The 6,118-nt window shown below is 61.2% G+C and carries 5 protein-coding genes; all 5 read right to left on the bottom strand.

All coding sequences use genetic code 11. From position 1 onward, the window contains the following. Window positions 1–120: 120 nt before the first annotated feature. Complete coding sequence (gene accC / locus CYD26_RS19975; RefSeq protein ID WP_065757950.1) at window positions 121–1,482, bottom strand: acetyl-CoA carboxylase biotin carboxylase subunit; 1,362 nt, start codon at window positions 1,480–1,482, stop codon at window positions 121–123. 17 nt (window positions 1,483–1,499) lie between these two features. Further along, window positions 1,500–1,958 (bottom strand): acetyl-CoA carboxylase biotin carboxyl carrier protein, encoded by a 459-nt coding sequence (accB, locus tag CYD26_RS19970; RefSeq protein WP_065757951.1) that lies wholly within the window; start codon window positions 1,956–1,958, stop codon window positions 1,500–1,502. Window positions 1,959–2,048: 90 nt separating this feature from the next. After that, window positions 2,049–2,501, bottom strand: a complete 453-nt coding sequence (gene aroQ / locus CYD26_RS19965; protein WP_065757952.1) for a type II 3-dehydroquinate dehydratase — start codon at window positions 2,499–2,501, stop codon at window positions 2,049–2,051. A 171-nt stretch (window positions 2,502–2,672) separates the two neighbouring features. Then, window positions 2,673–4,454, bottom strand: a complete 1,782-nt coding sequence (locus CYD26_RS19960) for a protein-disulfide reductase DsbD (RefSeq protein ID WP_102053419.1) — start codon at window positions 4,452–4,454, stop codon at window positions 2,673–2,675. A gap of 113 nt (window positions 4,455–4,567) precedes the next feature. Then, the gene (locus CYD26_RS26025) at window positions 4,568–5,347 is read right to left on the bottom strand and encodes a methyl-accepting chemotaxis protein (protein WP_371917251.1); all 780 of its coding nucleotides are present in this window, start codon (window positions 5,345–5,347) and stop codon (window positions 4,568–4,570) included. Window positions 5,348–6,118: the final 771 nt, after the last annotated feature.

Here is a 6,118-nt window from a genome sequence, read left to right as displayed (position 1 = left end):
AAGTCACCCATTCAGCCACCACAGCCAAACGGGTTGCGCTAACGCGCAACGCGCCATGCCTGGCGCACAACAAAAAGCCCCTGGCCTTTCGGTCAGGGGCTTCTGTACATCACTTTCGGATCACTCCTGGTTAGCCAGTTTGTGTTCCAGATAGTGAATGTTCACGCCGCCTTTGCAGAAACCTTCATCACGCACCAGGTCGCGGTGCAGTGGAATGTTGGTTTTGATGCCATCAACGACGATCTCGTCCAGGGCATTGCGCATACGGGCCATGGCCTCGTCGCGGTCTTTGCCGTAGGTGATCAGCTTGCCGATCAGCGAGTCGTAGTTCGGCGGTACGCTGTAGCCGCTGTACAGGTGCGAATCGACACGGATGCCGTTGCCGCCTGGCGCGTGGAAGTGCTTGACCGTGCCTGGGCTCGGGATGAACTTCTTCGGGTCCTCGGCGTTGATCCGGCATTCCAGCGAGTGGCCGCGAATCACGACGTCTTCCTGGGTGAACGACAGCTTGTTGCCAGCGGCGATGCTCAGCATCTCCTTGACGATGTCGATGCCTGTGACCATCTCCGAAACCGGGTGCTCCACCTGAACACGGGTGTTCATTTCGATGAAGTAGAAGTTGCCGTTTTCGTAGAGGAACTCGAAGGTGCCAGCACCACGGTAGCCGATCTCGATGCACGCCTGGACGCAGCGGGCAAAGACTTCCTGACGGGCTTTCTCGTCGATGCCTGGTGCTGGTGCTTCTTCCAGCACTTTCTGGTGACGACGCTGCAGCGAGCAGTCACGGTCGCCCAGGTGGATGGCATTGCCTTGGCCGTCGGACAGTACCTGAACTTCCACGTGACGTGGGTTGGTCAGGAACTTCTCCAGGTAGACCATGGAGTTGCCGAACGCAGCACCGGCTTCGGTACGGGTCAGTTTGGCCGAGGCAATCAGGTCCTCTTCCTTGTGCACCACACGCATGCCGCGACCACCACCGCCACCGGCGGCCTTGATGATCACTGGATAGCCGACTTCACGGCCAATGGCCAGTGCAGTCTCTTCGTCTTCCGGCAGTGGGCCGTCGGAGCCTGGTACGGTCGGTACACCGGCGCGCTTCATGGCGTCCTTGGCCGAAACCTTGTCGCCCATCAGGCGAATGGTGTCGGCTTTTGGGCCAATGAAGGCAAACCCGGAGTTTTCTACCTGCTCGGCGAAGTCGGCGTTTTCCGCGAGGAAGCCGTAGCCTGGGTGAATGGCGGTAGCGCCGGTCACTTCAGCCGCGGCGATGATTGCCGGGATGTGCAGGTAGGACTGGCTGGCCGAAGCCGGGCCGATGCAAACCGATTCGTCGGCCAGGCCCAGGTGCATCAGCTCGCGGTCAGCCGTGGAGTGTACGGCGACGGTCTTGATGCCCATCTCTTTGCAGGCACGCAGGATCCGCAGGGCAATTTCACCGCGGTTGGCGATCAGAACTTTTTCCAACTTCGCAGGTTTCAACATCGTTGGCTCTCCGCGGTTCAAACGATGGTGAACAGCGGCTGGTCGAACTCAACCGGCTGGCCGTCTTCTACCAGAATGGATTCAATCACACCGCTGGTTTCAGCTTCGATGTGGTTCATCATTTTCATGGCTTCGACGATGCACAGGGTGTCGCCTTTCTTCACGGTCTGGCCAACTTCAGCGAAGTTTGGCGAGGTTGGCGAAGGCTTGCGGTAGAAGGTACCGACCATTGGCGAGCGAACCACGGTGCCGTTCAGTTTTGGCGCGGCGGCAGCTTCGGCAACCGGGGCTGCAGCAGCGGGTGCAGCGGCAGGTGCGACGGCAGCAGCCATAGGGGCTGGCGCGTAGTACTGCTGAGCTGGAGTCTTGCTGTGGCGGCTGATCCGTACGGATTCTTCGCCTTCCTTGATCTCCAGCTCGTCGATGCCGGACTCTTCCAGCAGTTCGATCAGTTTCTTGACTTTACGGATATCCATGAATCATCAACTCCCAAGGTTCGGTCAGGGGCGTATAAACGTGTAATCAAACGTTTCTATGAGCCCGGCCAATGGGCCAGGTACTCGTTATCAGGGCTTTGCGTTCGCTGCCAATTGCTCCAGTGCAGACTCCAGGGCCAGCCGGTAACCGCTAGCGCCCAGGCCGCAGATCACGCCTACGGCGACATCTGAAAAGTAGGAGTGATGGCGAAAAGGTTCACGCTTGTGCACGTTAGACAAATGCACTTCGATGAATGGGATGCTCACCGCCAGCAGCGCGTCACGTAATGCGACACTTGTGTGCGTAAAAGCCGCCGGGTTGATCAGGATGAAGTCCACGCCTTCGTTGCGTGCGGCGTGGATACGGTCGATCAACTCGTACTCGGCATTGCTCTGCAGGTACTGCAGGTGGTGGCCAGCGGCACGGGCGCGCTGTTCCAGGTCCTGGTTGATCTGATCCAGGGTCACGGCACCGTAAACACCAGGCTCGCGGGTGCCAAGCAGGTTCAGATTGGGGCCATGCAGTACCAGTAGCGTTGCCATCTGCGGATCCTTTTTTATTCGTGCGAACACATCAGCGCGGCGACTATGCCGCAAGCACGGGGCAGTGTCCAGTTACCTGCAATAGCCAGCACGATGAGCGAGATTCACGCAAAATATATGACCATTTTGTTAATTTTGGTCATGCATGCCGCTTTTTACGACCACAGCAAGTTATAGACGCAGTTCGCTACGAATGCGCAACAGATGTTCAGCAAATTCGCCGGCGTTTGTCTCGCCAACCACTCGGGCGTCGGTTTTTTCGCTGCCGTTCGCCGCAAAAAACATCAGCGCAGGTGGGCCGAACAGGTGGTAGCGGTCGAGCAGGGCGCGTTGTTCAGCGGTGCTCTCGGTGATGTCGAACTTGATCAAGCGAAAGCCCTCCAGGTGCGCCTGGACAGCAGGTGCACTCAGTACCTCGCGCTCGATCACCTTGCAGCTGATGCACCAGTCGGCGTACCAATCCAGCACCACGGGTTGCCCTGCCGCTTTGGCCTCGGCCAGGGCGGCGTCGAGTGCTGCGGGTGTGTGCACCTTCTGCCATGCGTCGGCCTGGGCGCTGGCGATGGCACTGGCGCTGCTTGGCAGGTGCGTTTTGCCCAGTGGCCTGAACGGATCGGTCTGGCCACTGAAGGCGCCATACCAGCAGGCCACTGCATAGGCGAGCAGTAACAGGCCGAGCAATTGCGTCAGGCGTCGGGCCGGGCTTTTCTCGATGAACTCAAGGGCACCGAGGAACAGTGCGACACCCGCCGTCAGCAAGCCGATCAGCACCAGGGTCACTTCGCCCGGCAATATCCGGCTTAGCAGGCCGATGGCCAAACCCAGCAGCAAGACACCAATGGCATTTTTCACAGTGACCAGCCAAGGGCCGCTTCTTGGCAGCCAGGCGGCACCGCCGGTGGCGACCAACAGCAGCGGCGCCCCCATGCCCAGGCCCAGGGCAAAAAGCTTCAGCGCGCCGCCCAGCGCATCGCCACTGGCGCTGATGTACAGCAGGGCGCCGGCCAATGGTGCGGATACGCAGGGCGATACCAACAAGCTGGAGAGGATGCCAAGCACCGCCGCACCAAGCAGTGAGCCGCCGCGTGTACGCCCGGCAATATGGTCAAGGCGAGTGCTCACTGCCAACGGCAAGCGCAGTTCAAACAGACCGAACATGGCCAGGGCAAAGACCACGAAGAACAGCGAAAACGGCACCAGTACCCAGGCCGATTGCAGGCGCGCCTGCAGGTTCAGTTCGGCGCCGAACAGCCCCATCAATGCGCCCAGCAGGGCAAAGCAGGCGGCCATCGGCAGGACGTAGGCCAGTGACAGGCTCAAGCCTCGCCACCCACCAATATGGCCGCGCAACACCACGCCGGAAAGAATCGGCAGCATTGGCAGTACGCACGGGGTGAAGGTCAGGCCGACGCCGGCGAGGAAGAACAGCAGCAAGGCTTTCCAGTCGCTATGGGTACTGGTCTTTGCCGTGTCGGCTGGCGCCGCGCCGCTGCCCGAAATGCTCAGGCGCTCAGTTTCCGGTGGGTAGCATAGGCCTTTGTCGGCGCAGCCCTGGTAGGTTACCAGCAGGGTGAAGGCGCGTTTATCGGCGCCCCGTGGCAGGGTTATGTCGAGGATGCCGTGATACACCTCGACATCGCCGAAGAATTCGTCGTGCTTGGCTTCGCCTTTGGGCAGCTGTGCGCTTCCCAGTGCAATGTCGGCGGGTTCGCTACGGAACTGAAAGCGGTGTCGGTAGAGGTAGTAACCCTCGGCAGCGACGAAGCGCAGGGTGATGGACTGCGCATCGTCCTTGACCAGGCTGAGCTTGAACGCTTCGCGTACTGGGAGGAAATCGGCGCTGTTGTTCAGCGTGGTGGCGCCCAGCGTTGCACTCGGACGGCTGTCGAGCAGGCCGGCGGTGGCAACGGGCAGGGCCAGGAGCATAAACAGAAGGCAAAGCAGACGGCGCATGACAATCTCGCGGAACGGGTATGGGCGCATCATAGCGGAGTGTGCCGAGACGTGCAGGCGCCGCGCACCCCCTTACATCCCGCGGATGCCTTTACAGGCATCCGGTGCGCCACTCAAACCCTGAATGCGCGAACGGCAGTGTTCAGTTCGCCCCCCAGCCTGAGCAACTGTTCGCCCTGTTCACGGCCCTCGCCGATACGATGCAGGTTGTCTTCACCCAAGGTGTGGATGCGCTCGCTGTGATCACGAATTTCACTGACCGCGCCACTCTGTTGAGCCGTGACATCTGCGATACGCTCGGCGGTGGCAGCGATGGTCTGGATTGCCCCGACGATTTCATCCAGTGCGCCGTCGGCGGCCTGGGCCTGGCTGGCGGTCGCTTCAGCATGTTCAACCTGCGCACGCATACCTTCCACCGAATGGCGTGCGGCTTGTTGCAAGCGCTCGATCAGCGTTTGAATTTCTCCAGTAGCCCCCGTCGTGCGCTGCGCCAGCGAGCGGACTTCTTCGGCGACCACGGCAAACCCCCGGCCCATCTCGCCAGCCCGTGCGGCCTCGATGGCCGCGTTGAGGGCCAGCAGGTTGGTCTGTTCGGCAATCGAGCGGATCACCGTCAGTACACCCCCGATGGTTGCCGACTCCTGAGCCAGTTGTTCGATCATCTGGGCGTTGCCCTGCACCTCGCCGACCAGCGAGTGCAGCCCGGTCAGGCTTTGGCCAATGACTCGCTGCCCCTGCTCGACGGCACGCCCGGCACTGCGGCTGGCATCGGCAGCCTGGCTGGCATCGCCAGCGACCTGGACAATCGTGGCCTCCAGCTCACCCAGCGCGTCGCGTATCTGCGCTGTATCTCCGGCCTGGCGCTCGGCGCCATCGTGCAGGGCACTGCTCATGTCGGCCAGGGCATGGCTGCTGCCGGCCACTTGTTCGGCATTGCTGCGCAAGGTGCCAACCAGTTCCACCAGATAGATGCGCAGGCGATTGAGCGAGTCCTGAATATCGCGCAGCTCGCGGTTGGTTGCGCCCAGGGCGATGGTTTGGCTGAAGTCGCCTTCCGCCCAGCGCGACAGTGCCGGGGAGAGGTTGGTCAGCACCCGCGTCAAGCGTCTTTGCAGGGTGTCGATCAACAGGGCAATCAGCAGGATCATGGCAATCATGACACCCTGGATCAGGCGTACTTCACCCTGTATCTGCGCGTGCTGGCTACGCACGCCTGGCTCCAGTTCGGCAATCGCCTGTTGTACTGCTGCAATGCGCTCATGGGTGCTGTTGGCCAGCTCGGCGCGGCGTTGAATCTGTTCGCGGGTGCGTTGAAGCTCGCCCGGATAACGGCTTAGCAGGCTGTTAAGCTCGCGTTTCAGGGCGATGCCGCTGTCTTCGGCGACGGCGGTGGTTTCGCTCTGCAAGCCCATCAGCGCGGCGAAGTCGTCTGTGCTCGAGGCTGTGCTGGCGGTGACGCCCAGCAATGGCAACTGGTCGAGGGCGCGGGCTTGGCCGACGATGCTTTGCAGCTCGCGCTCTACCTCGTCGGCCAGTTCGCTGCGACCACTGCTGACCAACTTGTCGCGTGCCAGTGAGAGCCTGCCCAAATGCACGCTGGCATTGAGCAGCGCTTGTGGGTAGTGCCCAGCGTCGGGGCTATTGCTGCTCTGGGCATACTGCGC

This window comes from Pseudomonas sp. FFUP_PS_473, from assembly GCF_002858665.1.
GTDB classification, from domain to species: Bacteria; Pseudomonadota; Gammaproteobacteria; order Pseudomonadales; family Pseudomonadaceae; genus Aquipseudomonas; species Aquipseudomonas defluvii.
Note: the sequence above shows the minus strand (reverse complement) of the source record. Positions and strands in the feature narration are given on the sequence as shown.